This window comes from Mycobacterium sp. OAS707, from assembly GCF_014873705.1.
In the GTDB taxonomy this organism is placed as follows: domain Bacteria; phylum Actinomycetota; class Actinomycetes; order Mycobacteriales; family Mycobacteriaceae; genus Mycobacterium.
Genome location: NZ_JADBDS010000003.1, coordinates 516,649 through 537,145, shown reverse-complemented (window position 1 = coordinate 537,145; position 20,497 = coordinate 516,649). Strand labels below are relative to the sequence as shown.

Sequence of the window (20,497 nt, the reverse complement as noted above, 5' to 3'; positions counted from 1 at the left end):
CTCCGCTGATAAAAATCCAGCCAACAGTGGCAGGAAGGACACCTTGCGATAAAATGCTGCCATGGCATTAAAGAGCGTATCTGCACTGGTGCTGGACGGTCTAGCGGTTTTTGAGTTCGGCGTGATCTGCGAGGTCTTCGGAATCGACCGGTCAGCCGACGGTGTCCCCAACTTCGATTTCAAGGTCTGCGGGCCGGAGCCGGGCAAGGCGGTGCGGACGTCCGTCGGCGCCACCATCACTCCTGACCACGGTCTCGACGACCTCGTCGGCGTGGACCTGGTTGCGATACCGGCGATCAGCAGCCAGTTCGGCGGGTACCTGCCGGAGGCTCTCGAGGCGGTGCGAAAGGCCGCCGATTCGGGCTCGATCATCCTGACGGTGTGCTCTGGTGCCTTCCTTGCCGGGGCAGCCGGCCTGCTCGACGGCAGGCCGTGCACCACGCACTGGATGCACGCAGACGAACTGGCCCAGATGTATCCGACCGCCAAGGTCGACCGCAACGTGCTGTTCGTCGACGACGGCAATCTGATCACCAGCGCGGGCACTGCGGCGGGTATCGACGCCTGCCTGCACCTGGTGCGACGCGAGCTGGGCAGCGAGGTCACCAACAAGATCGCGCGTCGAATGGTGGTGCCCCCGCAGCGCGACGGTGGTCAGCGTCAGTACATCGACCAGCCCATCCCGGTGCGATGCTCGGAAGGGTTTGCGCCGCACCTGGATTGGGTCCTGAGCAACCTCGACAAGCCGCTGACGGTGGCGATGCTGGCGCGCCGGGTGAACATGTCTGCGCGCACCTTCGCCCGCCGATTCGTCGAGGAGACAGGGCGCACCCCGATGCAATGGGTGACCGATCAACGGGTGCTGTATGCGCGTCGGCTGCTCGAGGAGACCGATCTCGACATCGACAGGATCGCGGACCGGTCAGGCTTCGGCACCGCCACGCTGTTGCGCCACCACTTCCGCAGGGTCATCGGCGTCACGCCGTCGGACTACCGCCGCCGGTTCGCCTGCGGTGGCCCGTGCGAGGAGGAGGCCGCGACCGCCTAGCGGTGCTCAGCGCGGCTACCGACCAGGCCGTAGACTCGCCAGCGGCCAGGTACACCTTTGAGTTCGTGACCGCCGCGTTCCGAAAACCTGCGCCGCGACCCGGTGACGATCTCCCGTACGGTCGACGACACGAGCACCTCGCTCGGTGCGGCGAGTGCCGCCACCCGAGCGCCGATGTGGACCGCCATTCCGGCGATGTCTTCGCCGCGCACCTCAACCTCACCGGCGTGAATGCCGACGCGGACTTCGATCCCGAGCAGACGAACGGCGTCGACGATCGCTTCCGCGCAATCGATCGCGACGCTGGGGCTGGTGAATATCGCGACGAAACCATCTCCGACCGTGTTGACCTCCCGACCGCCGAACCGCTTGAGTTCGTGACGGACGACGTTGTCGTGGTTGTCGAGAAGCGCATGCCAGCGGTCGTCGCCAAGGGCGGCGGCCCGTTCCGTTGAACCGACGATGTCGGTGAAAACGATTGTGGTGAGTACACGTTCGGCATCGGATCCGCCGCGCACGCCGGTGATGAATTCCTCTATTTCGTCGAGCATCGGTGCGCTGTCGCCGACCCAGTACAGCGAATCGGCTCCGGGGAACTCGACGTAGCGCGATCCTGCGATCCGCTCGGCAAGGTATCGGGCGTGGCCCACCGGAATGAATATCGCGTCCCTTCGATGCAGAATCAACGTCGGCGCCGTGACGCGCGCGAGCGTGTCGCGCACATCGGCCGCGGCGACCACCTGGGTGAGAGCACGGGCCATGCTCGGCGACGCGGCGCGATTGCCTGCGTGGTCCCACCACGTGCGGAATGAGTCGTCGTCCGCGACGGTCGGTGCAACGTATCTGAGAGTGTCAAAGCCCCGTTCTACGGCATCGGGCTCCATGGCGACCGTCATGAATGGATTGGCTGCGCTGATGTCCGCGCCAATCGGATAGTCCGGCGCTTGCACCATCCGCGACGTGCCGTTGACGATCAACAGGCTGCGCACCCGCTCCGGGTAATCGGCAGCGAGCACGATTCCGGTCATCGCAGAGAAGCTCGGCGCGAAGATCGCAGCCTGCTCGCAGCCAACGGCATCCATGACCGCGAGCGCGTCCGCGACCCAGAAAGCAGGCCCGACGACATCCATGGAGGGCACTCGCGAGGAAAGGCCGGTGCCGCGGTGGTCGAACCGGATGACACGGTTGAATGATGCGAGCCGCCGATGGAAGCGGTGAAACGAAGGCTCGTCGTCTATGGAGTCGACCGGGATGAACGGTCCGGACAGCATGATGAGGTCGCTCGGCCCGTCGCCGAGGACCTGGTAGGCGATGTCGATGTCACCACAGCTGGCATACCGAGTACGCAGAACCTGCGCCACAGCCTCAGGCTAACGCCACCGACCCGGCTCTAAACCCGTTGTGCAAATTGCCCGCTAGTCGCCTTCGCCGGCCAACGCGAAACGGCCGTCGGCCGTCTGCTCCACCAAGCCGTCGACGAGCAACGAATCCAGCGCCCGGTCGCGCTGCGCGGTGTCGGTCAGCCACGCCACGTCCAGCTCGGCGCGTGAGACCGGAGAGTCGTTGCCGCGCAACACATCCAGCAACCTGCCCCGGACCTGACGGTCCGTACCCGCGTACTTCTGCACGCGGCGGGCCTCGGTGCCGGGCGGATAACCGAGCGTCCGCCACGCGCACGCGCTCAACGGGCACAGGCCGCATTTCGGCGAGCGGGCCGTGCACACCGTCGCACCCAGTTCCATCAGCGCAACCGAAAACCTCGGCGCATCAACATCATCGGGCAACAAAGCGGCGACGTCGTCGAGGTCGCGCGGTGACGAAGAGGCGGCCGCGTCGGCCCTGCCGTGCACCGCCCTGGCGACCACCCTGCGCACATTCGTGTCGACGACCGGCACTCGCTGCCCGTAGGCGAAACAGGCGATGGCCCTGGCGGTGTAGGCGCCGATGCCGGGCAGCGTCAACAACGTCTCTACGTCCGAGGGCACCCGGTCGTCGAACTGCTCGGCGATCACCGTCGCGCATTCATGCAGGCGCTTGGCCCGTCGCGGGTAGCCGAGCTTGCCCCACGCCCGCAACACATCGGCAGCGCTGGCCGCAGCGGTCGCCGATGGCGTCGGCCACCGATCCACCCAGGCCAGCCAGATCGGCTCGACCCGCGAGACCGGCGTCTGCTGGAGCATGAACTCGCTGACCAGGATCTGCCACGGCGTTACGCCTGGTCGCCGCCATGGCAGGTCACGCTGCGCGTGCGCAAACCAGTGTGATAACTCACGTGAATCGATCACCGCCGGATACTCCGGCAGAATGTCGGCCATGCCGAACACGAGCCCGTTGACCGCTTGGAAAGCACTCAAAGAAGGTAACGAGCGATTCGTCGCCGGTAAGCCATTACACCCGAGTCAGAGCATTGAGCATCGCGCCAGCCTGGCCGAGTCCCAGAAGCCCAACGTGGTGGTGTTCGGCTGCGGGGACAGCCGGGTGGCTGCGGAGATCATCTTCGACCAGGGCCTCGGCGACATGTTTGTGGTGCGTACCGCCGGCCATGTCATCGACTCGGCGGTCCTCGGCTCGATCGAGTTCGCTGTCACGGTGCTCAACGTGCCGTTGATCGCGGTGCTCGGCCACGACAGCTGCGGCGCGGTGAAGGCGACCTTGTCGGCGCTGGACGAGGGCGTGGTGCCCGGTGGCTATGTCCGCGACATCGTCGAGCGGGTGACCCCGTCGATCCTCGCGGGCCGCCGTGAAGGGCTGAGCAGGGTGGACGAGTTCGAGGCGCGGCACGTCACGGAAACCGGTTCGCAGCTGCTTGCGCGCTCGACTGCGATCGCCGAACGGGTCGCTTCCGGCGACCTGGCGATCGTCGGCTTGACGTACCACCTGTCCGACGGTCGGGTGGTGTTGCGGGATCATCTGGGCGACATCGGCGAAGGCTAACCGCCGACACGCCGAGTCACCTCGGACGGGGTGGCATGACCTGCCCTTACCGTGAAGATGTGCTGGATCTAGAACCGCATGGCCCGCTACCGAGGCAGATCTACTGGCGTCGGAGGGCACTCGCGCTCGGTATAGCGGTCCTCGTCATCGGCGTCATCGCCGCAGTGGTGGTGATGGTCGTCATGAACAGCACGAGCAGCCCAGCCAAGCCCGCCGAGAAGCCGGCGCCCACCCAGGCGGCCGCGCCGACCCCGCTTCCCGGGGAGAACCCCGAGGTCAAGACGCCGGTGATGCCGCCGGCACAGCAGGCCCCTGCGCCGACCCCAACGCCGACCGCTGCCGTCGTACCGCCGCCGGTGCTCAAGGAAGGTGACGACTGCCCGGACTCCACGCTCGCGGTCAAGGGCATCACCAACCAGCCGCAGTACGTCGTCGGCGATCAGCCGAAGTTCACCATGGTCGTCACCAACATCGGCCTGGTCGCGTGCCAGCGAGACGTTGGCGCCGCGGTGTTGGCCGCCTACGTGTACTCGCTGGACAACCAGCGGCTGTGGTCGAACCTCGACTGCGCGCCGTCGAACGAGACACTGGTCAAGACGTTCCAGCCCGGCGAGCAGGTGACGACCGAGGTGACCTGGACAGGTATGGGCTCGGCACCCCAGTGCCCGCTGCCGCGTCAGCCGATCGGGCCCGGCACGTACAACCTCGTCGTGCAGCTGGGCAATCTGAGATCGGCAACGGTGCCGTTCATCCTCGCGCCTGCTGCGGCAGCACCCCCACCGGGTGAGCAGCTTCCGCAGGCCGGGCCCGCGCCTGCGCCGCCGCAGGGTGGCTAACCGGCGTTCTCGACCAGTTCCCCGTCCCAGCCGTTGACGTGTGACTCCTCGGCCACTTCCGCGGCCGGCTCAGGCTCGGGTTCGGCAACGTGGGGCCGGAGGTGCTCGGTACCCGGGACCCCGCCGAGAGCCGCGATCGCTTCGGTGATCTTTTCGGCTTCCTCGGCGGTGGGGGTGGCGCCTGCTTCGAGCTCGTCGAGCAGACCGGTGCGAAGTCCCGCGCCGTTTTCCACTTCCGTCGCAGAGAGCTTGGCGTGGACGCGGGTGGCGTACATCTGCAGGCCAAGGCTGGACCCTGGCGCCGCCGCGGCGTGCTCTACCAGCGACTCGTAGCGGCGCCGAACATTGCTCAGCGCGACGATGACCGCGGACGACGGCCTGCTGGTGCTTGCTGCCTCCGTCAGCGCGGCGCGCAACTTTCGCAGACCTGACAGGACCACGTCCGCGCGAGCATGAAACTTTCGGTCCTCTTGGAACGGCAACGCGTCGATCGCCGCCGTGTACATGTGCATCGCCGCCTCGGAGAGGTCGACGATGATCCCCGAATCACCTTCCTGTGACGCGGATAGTGCCATGGGCCCTCAATTCTCTAGCGGGTCAATCCGATAGCGGTGATTACGGGTCGACCCTAGCGGTCTGAGGCAGACGGCTCGACTGGTGCCGCCTAGTCTGAACCAGCATGGCCGCAGGCTCGGGCGAACGGGAGACCACGATGACCGGATTGGTGCAATCCACCAGGGCCACCGAGGATTCGGCGCTTTCAGAGGTGCACGCACCCCCAGCCCCCGCGGCACCAGTTAGCCCTGAACCCAGTCGGCAGGGCTGGCACCCGGTCGGATGGTTTGCCTGCGGCATCGCGGGCCTTCTCGCGATTGCGTGGTTCATCTTCTTCAGCCGCGGCGAGCTCGGGTCGAAGGCCGAGTGGTTCTTCGGTGCGGCCGTGTTCTGCGTTGTGCTGGTGACCATGTGGCAGACGCTGACCGTCCAGCGCCAGGCCAATCGGCACGCGGCGGCGGCCGCCGAACGGCTGCGCGTCGAGCTGGTGGCCGCCGAGGAACGCACCGCGCGCGAGATCGCGATGACGCAGGCGTTGCACAGAGTCGAGATGGAAGCACGCGAGAAGGTGTTCCGCGCGGAGGTCGAGGCACAGCGCGAGCTGGCTCGCATCGAGCGCATGCATCTGCTCAACCAGCTGCAAAAGCAAGCGATGGTCGAGGTGTCGCGCGCCGTCAACGGGCACACCCAGATGCTCGCCACGCTGTGGAACGAGGGTGCCCGCATCCTGCGCATCGAGGACCGCGATGAGCGCGAGCAGGCGATGAACCCCATCTTCGAGCAGATCAGCCGGGTGGTGAACGACTTTTCCGTCGAGATCAGCAACGCCAACGTGCTGATCGAAGACGATCGCCTGCACCGCTCGCTGAACCAGGTCAACGAGGCTGCCGTGATGGCGATCCGGGTGGCCGAGGATGTACACGACGCGGTCGTCGACGGCCGCACGCCCAAGGCGGATTCCATCAGAACCGTGCAGCGGATCATGCAGACCAGAGCCGCAGAAGCCCGCAGCCTGGCGTGGGAGTTGCTCCGCAACGGGCTCGACAACTCAAGCGCGGCAAGAGAATAGGGCTAGGCCAGTCGGTCGGCGATGGTCGACTCGGCCAATTGAGACAGGCCTTCCCGGATGTGGCGGGCCCACATCGAGCCGATGCCTTCCACCGACTGCAGGTCGTCGGACGTCGCGGCGAGCAGTCCCTGCAGTGAGCCGAATGACCGCACCAGCAAGTCGACGTGAGCGAATTGCAGGCGCGGAATGCCCGCCATCGCGCGGTAGCCACGCGAGCTCATCGCCGAATCCTGCGCTTCTGCCGTCGACGGATAGCCGAAAACCCTTGCCAGAGTGGTGAAGTCGAGAAGTTCGTTATCCGAAAGGGAGTCGAGCTCTTCGAGCGTGGCACTGACTTGAGCGGCGGTCGGCGGATCGGGGTTGGCGTGATAGTCCCGCACGATCAGCTCGCGGGCGGTGTCGTTGTCGCCGACAAGCTCCTCCAGCTGCAGCTTGAGCTGGCGTCCGTCGGTGCCGAGTTCGACGACGTCGGAGTCGATTTCGAGGCTGATGCGGCGAACCATCTCCAGCCGCTGCACGACGGTCATCACGTCCCGCAGCGTCACGAAGTCCTCGATCTCGGCGGTCGAGAGCTGACGGCTGACTTCGTCGAGGCGGGTCTTGTAGCGCTCCAGCGTGTCGATGGTCTGGTTGGCCCGCGACAGGATTGCGGCCGAATCCGGGATGACGTGGCGCTCGCCTGCGACGTACACCGTCACGATGCTCATCGAGTGGCTCACCGAGATGACCGGATAGCCCGTCTGGATCGCGGTGCGCTCGGCGGAACGGTGCCTGGTGCCTGATTCTTCGGTGGGAATCGACGGGTCGGGCACCAGCTGGACATTCGCCCGCACGATGCGGCCGCCGTCGGTGGAGAGGATGACCGCGCCGTCCATCTTCGACAACTCCCGCAGCCGGGTCGGCGCGTAGCGGACGTCGAGCTCGAAACCGCCGTCGCAGATGCCCTCGACGCTGTCGTCATAGCCGATCACGATCAGCGCGCCGGTGCGGCCGCGCAGGATGCGCTCCAGCCCGTCGCGCAGCGCGGTACCCGGCGCCAGCCGCGCGATCGTTTCCCGCAGGGTCGGGCGTGCCAACTGCACCACGTTGCGACTCGACCTGCCGCTCGCCTTGACGGCCATGCCTCCTCCTAGGGTCGGCCGGCGTCAGTCTGACTGATTTCCCGTAACACCCGCAACGCGGTCTGGATGTTGTCGGCGGGAAGAGCCCGCAAACCTGCAGGGGCCGCGGTGACACCGGCGGGCACGACGGCGCAGCCGAAGCCCAGCCGCGCCGCCTCCGAGAGCCTGCGGTCCATGCCACTGACCCGGCGCAGATCGCCTGCCAGGCCTACCTCGCCGATGGCCACCGCGTTGGCGGGCATCGGGAGGTCGGTGTAGGCGGAGGCGATCGCAAGCGCCACCGCGAGATCCGACGACGGGTCGGTCAGCCGCATGCCGCCGACCGTCGACAGGTAGATGTCGTTGGTGCCGACGGGCAACCTGGCGCGCTTCTCGAGCACGGCGGTGATCATCGCGGCGCGCGACGAGTCGATGCCGCTGACCGCCCGGCGCGGCGATCCGCTGGCGGGTGACCCGATGAGTGCCTGCACTTCACCGATCAGCGGCCGCTTACCGTCGAGCGTGACGGTCACCGCGGTGCCCGATACCGGTTTCGGCCGCTGGTCGAGGAACAGTCCCGACGGGTCGGCCACACATTCGATCCCGTTGTCGTGCAACAGGAAACAGCCAACCTCGTCGGCCGCGCCGAACCGGTTCTTCACGCCGCGCACCATCCGCAGCGCCGACGCCCGGTCGCCCTCGAAGTGCAGCACCACGTCGACGAGATGCTCGAGGGACCGCGGCCCGGCGATCGCGCCGTCCTTGGTGACGTGGCCGACCAGAAGCATTGCCACGCCGGACGTCTTGGCGGTCATGGTCAACGCGGTCGTCACTGCCCGCACCTGGGTGACGCCGCCGGTGACGCCGTCGACTTCCGTGGTCGACATGGTCTGCACCGAGTCGACGACGACAAGGCTCGGCTTCACCTCGTCGATGTGGCCGAGCGCCATCTGCAGATCCGACTCGGCGGCCAGGTAGACCTCATCGTGGGTGCAGCCGGTGCGCTCGGCCCGCAGCCGGATCTGGCCCGCGGACTCCTCGCCGGACAGATACAGCGCCCGCCTGCCCGTCTGCGCCCAGCGGTGGGCGACCTCGAGCAGCAGTGTCGACTTGCCGACGCCCGGGTCACCCGCGAGCAGGGTCACGGAGCCGGGGACCAGACCTCCGCCGAGCACACGGTCCAATTCGCTTACGCCAGTGTGGAAGTGGCGGGTAGTGCCGGGGTCGATCGAGCTGATCGGCACAGCCGGCGAAGTCGGCGCGACGGCGCGGCGCGTGGCCGAACCGTTGACCGCGGCCAGCACCGCGACTTCATCGACGGTGCCCCAGGTGCCGCAATCGGGACAGCGGCCGACCCATTTCGGGGTCACGTGGTGGCATTCCGAGCAGCGGTACTGCGAACGCGCTTTAGCCACGCCGTGACCGTAACCGGTCGGACCGACAGATCCTTACTGGTGACCGCCCGTGTCGCCCGCTTCCGCGGCGGCTTCACGCCGCGGCTGCTCACCGGCCGAGATCGGCACCTGCACCGAGGTCTCGCCCGCCTTCTCGAAGGTGAACGTGAGCTTGTAGGTCAGCCCATTGGTGATCGGCTTCGACAGCGCGACTGTTGCCTTGACGACCTCGGCCTTTTCGGCGGCCTCCAGCGGCGCGATCTGGCCGTCGGGCTCGCCGACCACCAGGACGCCGTTGGCTGGCACCGAGGTGTCGCCGGACAGGCTGACCGTGCCGATGTCGGTGGTGACCGAGAGCAATTTGTCGTTGACGTCCGGCGAGTTGTTGGCAGCGACGAACAACAGCTCGGCGTCGCTGCCCGGCTGGACGTAATCGGTGCTCTGCGGGGCGCGCAGATGGATGTTGCGCAGCGCGATCGGCCCGACGGTGGCGAGCGTGCCGTTCACAGCGGGCTCCTGCGTCGCGGTCTGGGACACCTGGCCTGCGCCGCAACCGGAAAGGGCGACGGCGGCGGCAACCCCGCACGCGGCCAATATGAAGCGGTTCACGCGCAACCTCCTGCTCGGCCGACTACGCGACCGTGGCGCGGCCGCTCTCGATTCGACTATGCACAGTAGTAGGTGGCGGTTGGCGGCGGTAGCTGAGGGCGCGAGGGTGCATCGCAGCTACCTCGACAGGGTCGCCGCGCCGCAAGAAATGCCGCGTCAACCAGCCCCGGTGTTGCACGGTTTCGTCACCCTGTCAACCCCTGGTCTTCACCTGCGGTGCCCCTGACCTGCATAGTTGATCGGCACCTGTCTGAGCCCCGTGTTAGCATTGAGGGGTGAAAGGGGCTCGAATCTGATGATTTTTAAGGTCGGAGACACCGTTGTCTATCCACACCACGGTGCTGCATTGATCGAGGCGATCGAAACCCGAACCATCAAAGGCGAACAAAAGGAATACCTCGTCTTGAAGGTTGCCCAGGGAGATCTCACCGTTCGAGTGCCCGCAGAGAATGCCGAGTATGTCGGGGTTCGCGATGTCGTCGGGCAGGAGGGCTTGGACAAGGTTTTCCAGGTGCTTCGTGCCCCGCACACCGAAGAGCCGACGAACTGGTCTAGGCGGTACAAGGCCAATCTCGAGAAGTTGGCCTCGGGCGACGTGAACAAGGTCGCCGAGGTGGTCCGTGACCTGTGGCGTCGTGATCAGGAGCGCGGGTTGTCTGCCGGCGAGAAGCGGATGCTGGCCAAGGCGCGTCAGATCCTGGTCGGCGAGCTCGCGCTTGCCGAGAACACGGATGACGCCAAGGCGTCGACCATCCTCGACGAGGTTCTGGCCGCCGCCTCCTGAAGGCCATGAGCGGCCTGCCCAGGATCGGGCTCGGCACCGACGTACACCCAATCGAAGCCGGTCGGCCGTGTTGGCTGCTGTGCCTGTTGTTCGACGACGCCGACGGTTGCGCCGGCCATTCCGACGGTGACGTCGCGTCGCACGCGTTATGCGATGCGTTGTTGTCGGCGGCGGGCCTGGGTGACCTCGGCGAAGTCTTCGGCACAGGGCGCCCGCAGTGGCGCAATGCCAGCGGCTCCGACATGCTCCGGCATGTCCGTGAGCTGTTGACCGCAGAGGGCTATCGGATCGGCAATGCCGCGGTTCAGGTGATCGGGAATCGGCCCAAAGTGGGGCCGCGACGCACCGAGGCGCAAAAAGTTCTTTCCGAACTGCTGGACGCCCCGGTATCGGTGTCTGCGACGACCACCGACGGCCTCGGGCTGACTGGCCGTGGCGAAGGTTTGGCTGCCATCGCGACCGCTCTGGTAATTCGCGCCGAATAGTGCCGGTAAGCTGGCCCGTCGTGAGCGGAGCGAACGGCAAGTCGGGGTGACCGAGTTGCGGCTTTACGACACCATGACCGGTGCCGTGCGCGATTTCGTGCCGCTGCGGCCCGGCCACGCGTCGATCTATCTGTGTGGCGCCACCGTGCAGGGTTTGCCGCACATCGGACATGTCCGAAGCGGCGTCGCTTTCGATGTGCTGCGTCGCTGGCTGATGGCCAAGGGCTACGACGTCGCTTTCATCCGCAACGTGACCGACATCGACGACAAGATCCTCAACAAGGCGGCCGACGCCGGTAGGCCGTGGTGGGAATGGGCGGCAACATACGAGCGGGCGTTTTCGGCCGCTTACGACGCGCTGGGGGTGCTTCCGCCGTCGGCTGAGCCCCGCGCCACCGGCCACATCACACAGATGGTCGAGTTGATCGAGCGGCTGATCGAGCGGGGACACGCCTACGCGGGCTCCGGTGACGGGGCAGGCGACGTCTACTTCGACGTGTTGAGCCTGCCCGACTACGGCAAGCTCTCCGGCCACAAGATCGACGACGTGCACCAAGGCGAGGGTCTAGCCAGGGGCAAACGCGACGAACGCGACTTCACGCTGTGGAAGGGCGCCAAGCCCGGTGAGCCGTCCTGGCCGACGCCGTGGGGTCCCGGCAGGCCGGGCTGGCACACCGAGTGTGTGGCGATGTGCGAGGCGTACCTCGGCCCCGAATTCGATATCCACGCCGGCGGCATGGATCTGGTGTTCCCCCACCACGAAAACGAGATCGCCCAGGCCGAGGCGGCCGGCGACCCGTTCGCCCGATTCTGGCTGCACAACGGCTGGGTCACCATGGGTGGCGAGAAGATGAGTAAGTCGCTTGGCAACGTGCTGGCGATTCCCGCTGTGCTGCAACGGGTTCGGGCCGCCGAGTTGCGCTACTACCTTGGCAGCGCGCATTACCGGTCGATGCTCGAGTTCTCCGAGAATGCGCTGCAGGATGCGGCCAAGGCCTACGCCGGGATCGAGGACTTCCTGCACCGTGTCCGCAACCGCGTCGGCGCGGTGGTGCCTTCAGAGTGGACGCCGAAGTTCGCGGCGGCTCTGGACGACGACCTGGCGGTGCCGATCGCACTGGCCGAGGTGCACGCCGCCCGTGCCGAGGGCAACCGCGCCTTGGACGCAGGCGATCACGACACGGCGCTGGCGCAAGCGATGTCGATCCGCGCGATGATGGGCATCCTCGGCGCCGACCCCCTCGACGAGCGCTGGGAATCCCACGACGAAACGTCCGCAGCGCTGGCCGCGGTCGACGTCCTGGTGCAGGCCGAGGTGCAGCGTCGCGAGGACGCCAGGGCGCGGCGGGACTGGGCCGAGGCCGACGCGATCCGCGACCGGCTCAAGGAAGCCGGCATCGAGGTCACCGACACCGCTGACGGGCCTCAGTGGGCACTGCTCGACGGATACACGAAATAGATGGCCGGTAATTCACGGCGTCGGGGCGCGATTCGCAAACCCGGTACCAAGAAGGGGCCGACCGTCGGATCCGGCGGCGTGCGCCGTCGCGGGCTCGAGGGCCGCGGCGCCACCCCGCCCGCGCACATGCGGCCGGGCCACCCGGCGGCCAAACGAGCGTCGAAGGCACAGAAGCAACAGCAGGGACGGTCCGGTCGCAAGACCGACGACACCGAGATCGTGCTCGGCCGTAATCCGGTGCTCGAGTGCCTGCGGGCCGCAGTGCCCGCCACTGCGCTGTACGTCGCACTCGGCGCCGAGGCCGACGAACGACTCACCGAATCGGTGAAATTGGCTGCCGATTCCGGTATCTCGATTCTGGAGGTGCCGCGACACGACCTCGATCGCATCGCCGCCAACGGCCTGCACCAGGGAATCGCGCTGCAGGTGCCGCCGTACCAGTACGCGCACCCCGACGACCTGCTGGCCGAAGCGACGAAGGACAGCGCTCCGGCGCTGATGGTTGCGCTGGACAACATCTCCGACCCGCGCAATCTCGGGGCGATCGTGCGCTCGGTTGCAGCGTTCGGCGGCCACGGTGTCGTGATCCCGCAGCGGCGTTCGGCGTCCGTAACCGCGGTGGCCTGGCGCACCAGCGCTGGTGCTGCGGCCAGGTTGCCGGTGGCCAGGGCAACGAATCTCAATCGGACACTGAAGGATTGGGCCGATGCCGGGCTGCAGGTGGTCGGCCTCGACGCGGGCGGCGACACCACGATCGACGAACTCGACTGCACCGGGCCGATGGTCGTGGTGGTCGGCTCCGAGGGCAAGGGCCTGTCGCGACTGGTGCGCGAGAACTGCGATGCCGTGGTGTCCATCCCGATGGCGGGGCCAACGGAGTCGCTCAACGCGTCGGTGGCCGCGGGCGTGGTGCTGGCCGAAATCGCCCGCCAGCGGCGGGGTTAGCTTCTCGGGCTAGAGAATCGGCGTCAGTGTCGGATACTTTGGCTCGACGCCTCTGCCCGGCGTCGCGCGGCGCAGCCGTTTGGCCACCCAAGGCGCAGCGAACGCCAATGTCCACTGCAGGTTGGCCCAGAAGCTGCGCACGGGAGGATCGGACGAAAGCAACGCGGCCGAGCGTGTCGGCAGGGTATGGGAAACAGTCAGTGCGTCAAGGACTTTCGCGGCCATCCGTTCGTGGCCGAGGGGTGAGAGGTGGATACGGTCGCCTGCCCACAGCCGCGGATCGCGGAACTCGGTGAACCGCCAGAAGTCGACCAACTGCAGGCCGAGGTCGTCGGCGATGCCGCGCAACAGTTCGTTGTAGACGGCGGCACGTCCACGCAACCGCCGAAACAGCGGCACCGTGCCCAGATCACCGGCGGTGAATGCCAGCACATGGGCGCCGGTCTGCTGCAGCGTCTTCAGTGCGTCGGCGTATCTGGCCATCATCGCGTCGATGTCGTTGCGAACCAACAGCAGGTCGTTCATGCCCGCGTAGATGATGACTAGGTCGGGTTCGAGCATGACGGCGGTCTGGAGCTGATCTGCGATGATCTCGTTCATTCTGCGGCCACGCACCGCCAGGTTCGCGTAGCGAAGCCCAGGGTTGATCTGGGCCAGCGCGACTGCGACATGATCCGCCCAGCCACGCAAGCCGTTGGGGCTATTGGGATGTGGGTCGCCGACACCCTCGGTGAACGAGTCGCCGAGCGCCACGTACCTGGTGAACACGGCACCAATTTTCCCGATGCTACGGCGATTTGCTCGCCAGCAGCGCGGCAGGTCGGCGAATCGACGTCAGCTGGTCCTTCGTTGTTCGCGTCGTCGTAACCCCCGCTTCGTCAGACGCCGAAGATCCGAAGCCCCACCCACAGGCCGAGCACCGCTACCACAAGCGTGGCCGGCGTGGTGAGCACGCCGACCCGGGTGAACTCGACGAAACCGACCTTGATGTCGCGGCGTACCACACTGCGCCACAGCAGGTTCGCCAGCGACCCGACATAAGTCAGGTTCGGTCCGATGTTGACGCCGATCAGCACCGCAAGCACGGCGGCCGGGCCCGATACCAATGGCAGAAGTACGAGCACCGCAGGCAGGTTGTTGACGACGTTGGACAGCAGGGCTGCGATCGCGGCGACACCCAGCAGCGCAAGCAACCCGTGCCCGGCGGGCAGCACGTCGCGCATCGCGTCGTCGAGGCCGTTGAGCATGACCGCTGCCACGACGACGCCAAGGCACAACACGAACGCCAGGAACGGCACGTCGAGCGCGGCAACGATTCCGGAGACGGTGCTGCGGCGGCGGGCCACGCCATGCACGCCGAGCACGACAGCACCGGCAAGCGCGGCCCACGCAGGCGACCAACCGAACAGCGATGTCACCGCGAACCCGACGAGCGTCAACGCGACCACCACGAGTGCGAACACCGGTGTCTGCACCTCGTCGGGAACGCCGTCGTGTGTCGGTGTTACCGCCAGATCGCGGCGGAAAAGCCAACGCAGCAGGACGAATTCGACACCGATCGCCGCCAGCCACGGCAGCGTCATGACGGCGGTGAAGTGGACGAACGACAGGCCCGCCGCGCCGAACGCCAGCAGATTGGTCAGATTGGAAACCGGTAGCAGCAGTGAGGCACTGTTCGCCAGATGCGCCGTGGCGTAGGCATGCGGCCTCGCAGGCACACGGAGCGTACGGGCCGTCGCGAGCACCACGGGGGTGAGCAGGACCACGGTCGCGTCCAGGCTCAGGATCGCTGTCGTGGCCGCCGCTATCACGAAAACCGTTGCCAGCAACCCTCGTTGACTGCCTGAGTTCGACCGCGCCATGGCCGCGCCCGCAGCACGAAACAGCCCTTCGTCGTCACAGAGCCTGGCCAGCACGAGCACAGCTGCGAGAAAGCCGACCACCGGCAGCAGCCTGCTCACCTCCGCCGCGGCGTCGTGCCAGGAGATCACCCCGAATCCGATCAGCAGGCCTGCGGCAGGCACCGCGACGACGGCCTCTGGCCACCGGTGCGGGCGGACCATCGCGAATCCGAGCACCACAGCCAGCGCAGCCAGCGCCAGCGTCAACTCCACGGGTCGCAGCGCTGCCAGAGCGTCGGCAGGTGTAACGGGACGCCATCCTCTTCGGCCAGCCGGGACAACACCCGCATCGACACGTCGAGGTCGTCGCCTGCGTACGGCAGCGCACGCAGCGGCTTGTGCAGTGGCCGGAAGAAGTCGTCCCAGTGGATCAGCACCACCCGACGGGCGCCGACGGTGCGGACGGTCTCGGTCCAGTAGTCGACGATGTACTCCTCCGGTTGCAGCCCGAGTTGGCCGACGCCGAGGTACACCACCGCGGCGTGCTGCCCGACGAGCGCGCCCCGGAGGAAGCCTGCGCTGCCGACGATCAGCATCCCTTTCTCGGACGGGCGGTGATGTATCAGCGTCGACCAGGCTTCGCCACACTTGTAGGCAGAGACCTTGACGGGGGGAACGACGGGTTCACGGATGATTCCCGGGAATCGGTCGGGTGGGCAGTGTTCGGCCTCGATGAGCGTGACGTCGTAGGCGCCCAGCGTCACCGGCTCGCCCGGTGTGACGGTCGTCAAGCGGTTGTCGGGCAGGCCTGCGCCGCGGCCGACCTGAACCGCCGACGTTCCGCCGACCACGCGTGCGCCCGTTCGTTCGGCTACGACGGCCGAATCCATCGCATGGTCGAAGTGGGTGTGCACCGGCAACACCGCCTCCAACCGGTGTGCGCCCAGGCGGGCCAGGCAGCCGTCGATACGCGGTGCCGACGGCTCGAGTCGCCTCAGCCCGACCTCGAGCAGGCTGGGCCGGGAGAAGAACCCGTCGGTCATCAGCGCCGAGTCGCCGTCGTCGATCAACAACGTGGTGACACCGGCCCACGTGACCGTCAATGGCGCGTTCGGCCCAGCAGCGGGCGCGTCGAAGGCGCTGACGTAGTCCCGCAGGTCGGGGCGGCCGAGCTTGAGGCGCATACCGCCACCTTAGAGGCTGCCGGACGTCGGATAATTGACGGAATCCGGCCGAAATCTGTCATATCCCACACTCTCGACGTCCAGATTGAGGACACTGCGCTGATGGCCAAGAAGTCCCGGATGCGCAGGCCGCCACTGCCAGAGCTCAAGCGGCAGAAGAAGAATCCACTCAAGGCGCTCGGCGTCACGGCCATCGATTACAAGGACACCCACCTGCTGCGCACCTTCATTTCCGAGCGCGGCAAGATCCGGTCCCGGCGCGTGACAGGGCTGACTCCGCAGCAACAGCGTCAGGTCGCGATCGCGATCAAGAATGCGCGCGAAATGGCGTTGCTGCCGTTCGTCGAGATCAAGTAAACGCCTTCAACTCGACGCCGTCGGCCACGAGCCGATCCCGTACGGCGTTCGCGATCTGCACTGCACCGGGCGAGTCACCGTGCACGCAAACGGATTCCACGGTGATCGGGATTGTCGATCCATCTACGGCAGCCACTCGGCCTGCGGTGACCATTGACGCCACCCGCTCGGCAATCTCCGCAACGTCATGCAGGACGGCATTGGCCAACTTCCGCGAAACCAGTTGTCCATCAGAGCGATACGCGCGATCGGCGAACGCTTCGGGCACCGTTCGCAGCCCGAGTTCCTGAGCCTCGGCGAAGAACACCGATCCCGAAAGCCCGAGCACGGCGAGACCCGGGTCGACGGCGTGCACCGCCTGTGCGACGGCGCGGGCTTGACCGTGGTTGTTGACGATCGTGTTGTACAGCGCGCCATGGGGTTTGACGTAGCTGACCGACGAGCCCTCGGTGTGGGCGAGCGCCTGCAGCGCACCGATCTGATAGATGACGTCGGCGGTCAGCTCCTCGGGTGACATGTCGATGAAGCGACGGCCGAACCCGGCCAGGTCGCGATAGCTGACCTGCGCGCCGATCCGCACGCCGCGTTCGGCGGCTGCCCGACAGGTCCGCGCCAGCGTCGCGGCGTCGCCTGCGTGAAACCCGCACGCCACGTTGGCGCTGGTGACCACGTCGAGCATCGCGTCGTCGTCGCCGAGCCGCCAAACCCCGAAGCTCTCGCCCAGATCCGCGTTGAGATCCACTGTCCCCACGGCTGCCAGCCTATGCCGGTGCCGGCGCGGTCCAGCCGTTCTCCGAAACGAATTCACGAAGCGGACGACCGAGTGTCCAGTGGTCGATCTCCAGTTGTGGCCTCGGCGGAAAGTCGGGCACCGGTCCGAGGCACAGGATCGCGACCGGCTCCGCCCCGTCTGGCATTCCCAGCAGCTCGCCGAGTCGGACGGGATCGAAGATCGACACCCAGCCCATGCCGAGGCCTTCGGCACGCGCGGCCAGCCACAGATTCTGGATCGCGCACGACACGGACGCCAGGTCCATCTGCGGCAGGGTGCGCCTGCCGAACACGTGGGCTGCTCGATCGTCGGCCAGCGCCACCACCAGCAGTTCGGCGCATTCGAGAATGCCCTCGACCTTCAGCGAGAGGAACTCGTCGCCACGCGGGCCCAGCGCCTCGGCGGTGCGCAGCCGCTCCTCATCGACGAGGGTGTGGATTCGCGCCCGCAACCCAGCCTCGGTGACCCTGATGAACCGCCACGGCTGCATCAACCCGACGCTGGGCGCAGCGTGTGCGGCCTGCAGCAGTCGCGCGAGCACGTCCTCCGGCACCGCGGCATCCGGCACGAATCTGCGCATATCGCGCCGCTCGGCGATGGCGCGGTAGATGGCCCGGCGCTCCGTTGCGCTGAAGGCGTGGTCGGTCACGCGGGACAGCATAGGTGGCACCATCGATGCAGTGAGCCGCGATGACGTGTTGATCACCGCAACCGAATTGGCTCAGCGGATGGCCGCCGTTGAGCCGTTGACGATTCTGGATGTCCGCTGGCAGTTGACTGAGCCCGACGGCAGGCCCGCCTACGAGCGGGGACACCTCCCAGGGGCGGTGTACGTGTCTCTCGAAGACGAGCTGAGCGATCACAGCGTGACCGGGCGCGGACGCCATCCGCTGCCTTCGGGGCGCAGTGTCGAGGCCGCGGCCCGGCGGTGGGGTGTGCGCGAGGGAGTTCCGGTCGTCGTCTACGACGACTGGAATCGGGCAGGCTCGGCGCGGGCCTGGTGGGTGTTGACCGCCGCGGGCATTGCCGGCGTCCGCATCCTGGACGGCGGCCTGAGCGCCTGGACCGGGCCGCTCGAAACCGGGGCCGTCACACCGGAACCTGGCGACGTGACGGTGGCATACGACGACCTGTATGCCGGCGCACTGCCAACACTGACCGCGGAGCAGGCCGGCGCTGCCGACGTCTTGCTCGATGCGCGGGCACCGGAGCGATTCCGCGGTGAGGTCGAACCTGTTGATCCGGTCGCAGGCCACATTCCCGGAGCCAGGAACGTGCCGAGCACCGGGTTGTTGAAACCCGACGGCACCTTCGCCCTTGACCGGCTTCCTGTGGTCGATGGGGAGGTCGGAGCCTATTGCGGATCGGGTGTCACCGCATCGGTCGTGGTTGCTGCACTGGCCGCCAACGGCCTCACTGCGGCGCTTTACCCTGGGTCGTGGTCCGAATGGTGCTCGGACGCAACGCATCCGGTCGAAACGGGTCAGGGCACGAGTTCCTGGCCGTCGTAGGCGCCCTTCTCCCACGCCTCGCGGATGGCGAATTTCTGTATCTTGCCGGAGCCGGTGAGCGGGAAGCCATCGACGGCATACCACTTCGTCGGCGTCTTCTGCGGTGAGATGTGTGCCCGCATGTGCGAACGCAATTCGGTGATCGTCGGTGCCCGATCATGCGGTCGGATGAATGCGCCGACGACCTCCCCCCAATGATCGTCGGGAAGACCGACAACGGTCGCCTCGGCGACAGCGGGATGACGGTAGAGGACGTCTTCTATCTCGGCAGGGAACAGATTCTCGCCGCCGCGAATGATCATGTCCTTGCACCGCCCGACGATTCGGCAATAGCCGCGCTCGTCCATCACCGCCAGGTCGCCGGTGCGTACCCAGCCGTCAGAAGTCACGGTCTTGGCAGTTGCCTCGGGCATGTTGAAATAGCCGAGCATCGTGAAGTACCCGCGGGCCAACAGTTCTCCGGAAGCACCGACAGGCACCGTCTCCAGCGATGTGGGATCGGCAATGCGAATCTCGGTGTGAGGCAAAGGCTTTCCGACCGTCGTACCTTTGTCTTCGACGCTATCCGAGGGAAAGGTGTTGGTCAGTACGGGAGAGCACTCGGTCTGGCCGTAGATGATGGTGAAGTCGACACCCAAAGCCTCTTCGACGCGACGCACCAGGACCTCGGGCACCTGTGTACCACCGGCCACCGCGGACTTCCACGACGACAGATCGCGCCGCGTCGCGTCGGGGTGCTCCATGGCTGCGATCAGCATGGTCGGCACGCCGCCCGCGAACCAGGGCCGTTCCCGCTCGATCAGCTCCAGATACAAGCCGGGGTCGAACGTCGGCATCGTCATGAACGTCGCGCGGCGGTCGAGCGCTCCCAGCACGCCCATCACGCATCCAGCCGTGTGAAACAACGGCATCGGTAACAGCATGCCGGCACCGTCGGGAATCCCGACCCGATCGGCCCACAGCCTGGCGTTGTTGACGATGCTGCTGTGGCGCAGCATGACGCCCTTGGGAAAGCCGGTGGTACCGCTCGTGTACTGAATCTGGGCGGGGTCGTCGGAGCCGACGGTCGGCAGGGTTGCGCCACCCGCGTCGGTCGTCAGCTCCTCGAGCTGGTCGAGCCGCAAGACATGGCGAAGCCCCGGCAGGTCGGGTCGGATCGCGTCGATGTGCGCGATCAACGGATTGCCTCTCACCTCGGGCACCAGTAGCACCCCAGCGGCCTTCGACTGCCCGAGTATGTATTTCACCTCCTCGGGCTGCAGGCTTGGGTTCACGGTCACCAGAGTCAATCCGGCGAGCGCGGCGCCGTACTCGACAATCACCCACTCCGGCAGGTTGTGCGCCCACACCGCGACGTGCTCACCCGGTTCGAAGTGGTCCAGGAGCCAATATGCGCAGCGTTCCGCGTCGGCGAGCAGCTCCGCATAAGTCCACTGGCGTCGATCAGGCGTCGGCAACCCCTCGACCAGGGCGACGCGATCGGGCACTTCGTCGGCGATCTCGCGAAGCCGGCCGCCGACGATCACGCCGTCCAACAACGGCAGGCCGCTGCCGTCGGGAATCCAATGCGAGGTGGTCAAAGCACTCATCTGTCGCCCCCCGGTGCCAGGTGAG

22 protein-coding genes are annotated in these 20,497 nt (G+C 66.8%); 10 read left to right on the top strand and 12 right to left on the bottom strand.

Annotated elements, in window-relative coordinates:
• Positions 1–61: 61 nt before the first annotated feature.
• On the top strand, positions 62–1,048 hold the full coding sequence (locus tag GGC64_RS20750) for a GlxA family transcriptional regulator (RefSeq protein ID WP_192724416.1): 987 nt from the start codon (positions 62–64) through the stop codon (positions 1,046–1,048).
• Here GGC64_RS20750 and GGC64_RS20745 read toward each other — a convergent pair.
• Positions 1,045–2,409, bottom strand: coding sequence for an adenylate/guanylate cyclase domain-containing protein (locus GGC64_RS20745; protein ID WP_192724415.1), 1,365 nt, complete (start codon positions 2,407–2,409; stop codon positions 1,045–1,047). The genes GGC64_RS20750 and GGC64_RS20745 overlap by 4 nt on opposite strands.
• Before the next feature lie 54 nt (positions 2,410–2,463).
• Positions 2,464–3,363 (bottom strand): A/G-specific adenine glycosylase, encoded by a 900-nt coding sequence (locus GGC64_RS20740; RefSeq protein ID WP_192724414.1) that lies wholly within the window; start codon positions 3,361–3,363, stop codon positions 2,464–2,466.
• On the opposite strand from GGC64_RS20740, the gene GGC64_RS20735 reads away from it, so the two are divergent.
• Both GGC64_RS20735 and GGC64_RS20730 read left to right on the top strand, forming a co-directional pair.
• Positions 3,362–3,982 (top strand): carbonic anhydrase, encoded by a 621-nt coding sequence (locus tag GGC64_RS20735; RefSeq protein WP_192724413.1) that lies wholly within the window; start codon positions 3,362–3,364, stop codon positions 3,980–3,982. The genes GGC64_RS20740 and GGC64_RS20735 overlap by 2 nt on opposite strands.
• A 59-nt stretch (positions 3,983–4,041) precedes the next feature.
• Positions 4,042–4,818 (top strand): hypothetical protein, encoded by a 777-nt coding sequence (locus GGC64_RS20730; protein WP_192724412.1) that lies wholly within the window; start codon positions 4,042–4,044, stop codon positions 4,816–4,818.
• Here the strand turns inward: GGC64_RS20730 and GGC64_RS20725 are convergent.
• Positions 4,815–5,393, bottom strand: a complete 579-nt coding sequence (locus GGC64_RS20725) for an XRE family transcriptional regulator (protein ID WP_192724411.1) — start codon at positions 5,391–5,393, stop codon at positions 4,815–4,817. The genes GGC64_RS20730 and GGC64_RS20725 overlap by 4 nt on opposite strands.
• Before the next feature lie 104 nt (positions 5,394–5,497).
• On the opposite strand from GGC64_RS20725, the gene GGC64_RS20720 reads away from it, so the two are divergent.
• On the top strand, positions 5,498–6,442 hold the full coding sequence (locus GGC64_RS20720) for a hypothetical protein (protein WP_225952117.1): 945 nt from the start codon (positions 5,498–5,500) through the stop codon (positions 6,440–6,442).
• Between the two features lie 2 nt (positions 6,443–6,444).
• Here the strand turns inward: GGC64_RS20720 and disA are convergent, their stop codons facing one another.
• From disA to GGC64_RS20705, 3 genes are read right to left on the bottom strand one after another with little or no spacing between them, the layout of a single operon-like run.
• A complete protein-coding gene (gene disA / locus GGC64_RS20715; protein ID WP_225952116.1) occupies positions 6,445–7,563 on the bottom strand; it encodes a DNA integrity scanning diadenylate cyclase DisA in 1,119 nt (372 codons plus the stop codon).
• An 8-nt stretch (positions 7,564–7,571) separates the two neighbouring features.
• A complete protein-coding gene (gene radA / locus GGC64_RS20710; RefSeq protein WP_192724410.1) occupies positions 7,572–8,957 on the bottom strand; it encodes a DNA repair protein RadA in 1,386 nt (461 codons plus the stop codon).
• 33 nt (positions 8,958–8,990) lie between these two features.
• Complete coding sequence (locus GGC64_RS20705; protein ID WP_192724409.1) at positions 8,991–9,545, bottom strand: hypothetical protein; 555 nt, start codon at positions 9,543–9,545, stop codon at positions 8,991–8,993.
• 295 nt (positions 9,546–9,840) lie between these two features.
• Here GGC64_RS20705 and carD point away from each other — a divergent pair, with 295 nt between their 5' ends.
• Genes carD through rlmB form a run of 4 tightly spaced genes read left to right on the top strand, consistent with a single transcriptional unit; the run spans position 9,841 to position 13,218 of the window.
• Positions 9,841–10,329: an RNA polymerase-binding transcription factor CarD gene (gene carD / locus GGC64_RS20700; RefSeq protein ID WP_043400059.1), complete on the top strand. Its 489-nt coding sequence runs from the start codon at positions 9,841–9,843 to the stop codon at positions 10,327–10,329.
• A gap of 5 nt (positions 10,330–10,334) precedes the next feature.
• Complete coding sequence (gene ispF, locus GGC64_RS20695) at positions 10,335–10,814, top strand: 2-C-methyl-D-erythritol 2,4-cyclodiphosphate synthase (RefSeq protein ID WP_192724408.1); 480 nt, start codon at positions 10,335–10,337, stop codon at positions 10,812–10,814.
• Between the two features lie 46 nt (positions 10,815–10,860).
• Positions 10,861–12,273, top strand: coding sequence for a cysteine--tRNA ligase (cysS, locus tag GGC64_RS20690; protein ID WP_369434802.1), 1,413 nt, complete (start codon positions 10,861–10,863; stop codon positions 12,271–12,273).
• A complete protein-coding gene (rlmB, locus tag GGC64_RS20685; RefSeq protein WP_192724407.1) occupies positions 12,274–13,218 on the top strand; it encodes a 23S rRNA (guanosine(2251)-2'-O)-methyltransferase RlmB in 945 nt (314 codons plus the stop codon). It begins immediately after the preceding gene.
• 9 nt (positions 13,219–13,227) lie between these two features.
• Here rlmB and GGC64_RS20680 read toward each other — a convergent pair whose 3' ends face one another.
• From GGC64_RS20680 to GGC64_RS20670, 3 genes are all read right to left on the bottom strand, one after another.
• Positions 13,228–13,986: an SGNH/GDSL hydrolase family protein gene (locus tag GGC64_RS20680; protein ID WP_192724406.1), complete on the bottom strand. Its 759-nt coding sequence runs from the start codon at positions 13,984–13,986 to the stop codon at positions 13,228–13,230.
• A 110-nt stretch (positions 13,987–14,096) separates the two neighbouring features.
• Positions 14,097–15,332, bottom strand: coding sequence for an SLC13 family permease (locus tag GGC64_RS20675; protein ID WP_192724405.1), 1,236 nt, complete (start codon positions 15,330–15,332; stop codon positions 14,097–14,099).
• Positions 15,323–16,243: an MBL fold metallo-hydrolase gene (locus GGC64_RS20670; RefSeq protein WP_192724404.1), complete on the bottom strand. Its 921-nt coding sequence runs from the start codon at positions 16,241–16,243 to the stop codon at positions 15,323–15,325. Before GGC64_RS20670 ends, GGC64_RS20675 begins: the two co-directional genes overlap by 10 nt.
• A gap of 99 nt (positions 16,244–16,342) precedes the next feature.
• Between GGC64_RS20670 and rpsR the strand changes: the two genes are divergently transcribed.
• A complete protein-coding gene (gene rpsR, locus GGC64_RS20665) occupies positions 16,343–16,600 on the top strand; it encodes a 30S ribosomal protein S18 (RefSeq protein ID WP_370582298.1) in 258 nt (85 codons plus the stop codon).
• Here rpsR and GGC64_RS20660 read toward each other — a convergent pair.
• Complete coding sequence (locus tag GGC64_RS20660) at positions 16,593–17,351, bottom strand: 5-oxoprolinase subunit PxpA (RefSeq protein ID WP_192724402.1); 759 nt, start codon at positions 17,349–17,351, stop codon at positions 16,593–16,595. The genes rpsR and GGC64_RS20660 overlap by 8 nt on opposite strands.
• 10 nt (positions 17,352–17,361) lie before the next feature.
• Positions 17,362–18,033, bottom strand: a complete 672-nt coding sequence (gene bluB, locus GGC64_RS20655) for a 5,6-dimethylbenzimidazole synthase (protein WP_192724401.1) — start codon at positions 18,031–18,033, stop codon at positions 17,362–17,364.
• 19 nt (positions 18,034–18,052) lie between these two features.
• Between bluB and GGC64_RS20650 the strand changes: the two genes are divergently transcribed.
• Positions 18,053–18,883 carry a sulfurtransferase gene (locus tag GGC64_RS20650; protein ID WP_370582217.1) on the top strand — a complete coding sequence of 277 codons (831 nt, stop codon included), beginning with the start codon at positions 18,053–18,055 and terminating at the stop codon, positions 18,881–18,883.
• Here the strand turns inward: GGC64_RS20650 and GGC64_RS20645 are convergent.
• Complete coding sequence (locus GGC64_RS20645; protein WP_192724399.1) at positions 18,856–20,472, bottom strand: AMP-binding protein; 1,617 nt, start codon at positions 20,470–20,472, stop codon at positions 18,856–18,858. The genes GGC64_RS20650 and GGC64_RS20645 overlap by 28 nt on opposite strands.
• Positions 20,473–20,497: the final 25 nt, after the last annotated feature.

What these genes read in the sequence shown, in the direction of transcription:
- GGC64_RS20750 (WP_192724416.1), top strand. Translation starts at nt 62, where the DNA reads ATGGCATTAAAGAGCGTATCTGCACTGGTGCTGGACGGTCTAGCGGTT.
- GGC64_RS20735 (WP_192724413.1), top strand. Translation starts at nt 3,362, where the DNA reads ATGCCGAACACGAGCCCGTTGACCGCTTGGAAAGCACTCAAAGAAGGT.
- GGC64_RS20740 (WP_192724414.1), bottom strand. Translation starts at nt 3,363, where the DNA reads ATGGCCGACATTCTGCCGGAGTATCCGGCGGTGATCGATTCACGTGAG.
- GGC64_RS20725 (WP_192724411.1), bottom strand. Translation starts at nt 5,393, where the DNA reads ATGGCACTATCCGCGTCACAGGAAGGTGATTCGGGGATCATCGTCGAC.
- GGC64_RS20720 (WP_225952117.1), top strand. Translation starts at nt 5,498, where the DNA reads ATGGCCGCAGGCTCGGGCGAACGGGAGACCACGATGACCGGATTGGTG.
- disA (WP_225952116.1), bottom strand. Translation starts at nt 7,563, where the DNA reads ATGGCCGTCAAGGCGAGCGGCAGGTCGAGTCGCAACGTGGTGCAGTTG.
- carD (WP_043400059.1), top strand. Translation starts at nt 9,841, where the DNA reads ATGATTTTTAAGGTCGGAGACACCGTTGTCTATCCACACCACGGTGCT.
- ispF (WP_192724408.1), top strand. Translation starts at nt 10,335, where the DNA reads ATGAGCGGCCTGCCCAGGATCGGGCTCGGCACCGACGTACACCCAATC.
- rlmB (WP_192724407.1), top strand. Translation starts at nt 12,274, where the DNA reads ATGGCCGGTAATTCACGGCGTCGGGGCGCGATTCGCAAACCCGGTACC.
- GGC64_RS20670 (WP_192724404.1), bottom strand. Translation starts at nt 16,243, where the DNA reads ATGCGCCTCAAGCTCGGCCGCCCCGACCTGCGGGACTACGTCAGCGCC.
- bluB (WP_192724401.1), bottom strand. Translation starts at nt 18,033, where the DNA reads ATGCTGTCCCGCGTGACCGACCACGCCTTCAGCGCAACGGAGCGCCGG.
- GGC64_RS20645 (WP_192724399.1), bottom strand. Translation starts at nt 20,472, where the DNA reads ATGAGTGCTTTGACCACCTCGCATTGGATTCCCGACGGCAGCGGCCTG.